We start from the raw sequence: 645 nt of genomic DNA on the forward strand, positions 1-645 counted from the left end.
CGCACGGGACGAGGCCGCCCACACCCCTCCCGGCGACCGTCCCGGTGAGGAAGCCCCAGCCACGCCCGCCCCAGGGCCCGAAAACCCGGCTGGCAAGGACAACGCAGCACAGCCCCCCGACACGGGCGCACCCGACCAGAGCGACAGCACCACCACCGACCGGGGCCCTGCGAACACGGTCGGCGAGGGCGACGCGGCAAAGGCCGCCGACACGGCCGCGTCCGACCGGAGTGATGAGAGCGCGGACCTCGAAGAGACGGAGAGCACCCGCACCGAGGGCGACGCGGCAAAGGCCGCAGGCACGTCCGACCGAAGCGGCAAAGGTCCAACCACCGAAGAGGCAGACAGCACCCGCAGCGAGGGCGACGCGGCAAAGGCCGCCGACACGGGCACGCCCGACCGGAGTGATGAGAGCGCGGACCTCGAAGAGGCGGAGAGCACCCGCAGCAAGGGTGACACAGCAAAGGCTGCGGGCACGGGCACGTCCGAGGGAAGTGACCAGAACGCGGGCGGCGGAGAGGCAGGCAACGCCCGGGGTGAGGGTGACGTGGCGGAGGCTGCGGGCACGGGTGCGTCTGGGCGGAGTGGCGAGAGCTCGGGCGTTGGAGCGGGGGCGGCGGAGTCGGGCGATGGGAAGGCGGCCGG

The 645-nt window shown here is 73.5% G+C and carries 1 pseudogene; it reads left to right on the forward strand.

Going from position 1 to position 645, the window contains the following annotated elements:
- Positions 1 to 645, forward strand: a pseudogene (locus tag E1284_RS42300) (hypothetical protein); the annotation flags it as partial.

Source organism: Actinomadura bangladeshensis (assembly GCF_004348335.1).
Taxonomy (GTDB): Bacteria; Actinomycetota; Actinomycetes; order Streptosporangiales; family Streptosporangiaceae; genus Spirillospora; species Spirillospora bangladeshensis.